Origin of the sequence: Bacteroides sp. 51 (assembly GCF_010500965.1) — a bacterium.
Lineage (GTDB): Bacteria > Bacteroidota > Bacteroidia > Bacteroidales > Bacteroidaceae > Bacteroides.
Map to the genome: position 1 here is coordinate 1 of NZ_QVMI01000009.1, position 1600 is coordinate 1600.

2 protein-coding genes are annotated in these 1600 nt (G+C 34.9%); both read right to left on the bottom strand.

The window, feature by feature from the left end; translation table 11 throughout:
- A partial coding sequence (locus tag D0T87_RS08450) for a hypothetical protein (protein WP_163174698.1) occupies positions 1-444 on the bottom strand: 444 nt, incomplete at its 3' end.
- A gap of 60 nt (positions 445-504) precedes the next feature.
- Positions 505-1600 (bottom strand): hypothetical protein (locus tag D0T87_RS08455; RefSeq protein WP_163174699.1); only part of this gene is annotated, 1096 nt, incomplete at its 5' end.

Genomic DNA, 1600 nt, shown 5'->3' on the forward strand with positions numbered 1-1600 from the left:
TTTGATGGTTTCGAATGCCTTGTCGTATTCTTTGTCTAATACGTAAATGTTCATCAACCCGCGAAGTGCTCTCAGATAGGTGATGGTATCGTTTGTTTCGTTTGCTTTATTACAAATGGTTTTAAAGTCTTCGATAGCATGGGTGATGGTGTATGTGGGGTTTTCTGCTATCCGAGTGTTATAACGAAAACGGTATGTCATACGGAAGATTTCTAATTCTGCTTGCCAGGTCCTGTTATTGGCTATTATAGCAGCCTCTTCCATATAGGCCATAAGGCTATCAGCTTGTGCCTGCTCCATATAGTCGAGCTTGTAATAGATGTGTTTCAACTCCATCATATATTCAGCGTAGGGTTTACCTATCATAGGAAGGAAAGGATTGCCGGCAAAGGCGCAAGGTAGGGATAGGAACAGGGGTATAATGAGTAAGAGTTTACTTTTCATTGTGGAACAAATATAGTAAATTATGGTGTGGCAAACAAGTTCGCTAATGCAATTCATATGTTACATTTTTCTCTCTTCAACATTATTCTTTGGTTTTATCTTTGATTTAGCCATGATTGAAAACAAATTATTGAATCCAGAAGTTAATTCAGCGAGTTCCTTAGCTAAACGATTAATCTCATTAGTTGAATATCCATTTTCTGGAGAAACATTAATGTCATGCAAAAGCTTGGCTATATTATAAAGTATTTCAGGACTAACAGATGAAGATTCCATTATTGAAATAAAGAATTCAAAGATTGAAAGGCAACTAAATATCTTTGAATTGAAGGCTTTATCTTCTTCGACAACACATGATAATTTATAACGCTTAAGAATATCGTTAAACTTTAATTTCTGCATTTCATATATAGGGAATAACTCCTTTATCCTAATATTTTCTGGAACAGTTCTTTCTATTTTGTAGCAATTATAATAGTTTAATGGCTCTGCCCAACGAGGAGTTTTAATTTTTTCCACTTTTTTGGGGCTACTATTATTGTATACCCATGTATTATTCTGAGCTATCTGTTGATTATATACTTTGACATTCGAAATTTTTACGAACTTTTGTTCTGTGAATAATTCCTTTTTTGATGGCCTAGACCCAGGAACTGAACCATTTTTAAATATCACAAGTTTAACCCCCATTGCATGATTCTTCTTCTCCACAGTCATGAATACGACTTTCTGCTTATCGTTCTCTTGAAAAGGAGTCAAATAATTTAAACCTGCCATTTCAGAAAAAGGAGAGTCTGATCCATTGATGCCACTAAACGATATACTCTCACACATATTAAGTTGCCAATCATTGCAAATTGCTTTTAAAAACTCGGCTGTAGCATTCTTTAAATTGCTCCTTTGCAATTCATTTTGAGTTGGGTGCGTAACCAAACTCTTAACGCTTTTTTGGAAAGATTCTACTCCCTTTATTGCTCCTATAAAGTTTTCCCCTTCATCATTAATGCGACTTAATATAAACCCCTCCAATATTTGCTGCCACAATGGCCTCCCATCGTTTACTACTTCTACAATTATAATCCTATCTTTAGTGCATATATACTTACCACCTCCTATTTTTTTTACCTGTATTACCCCATCTACAAACAGTGACTTA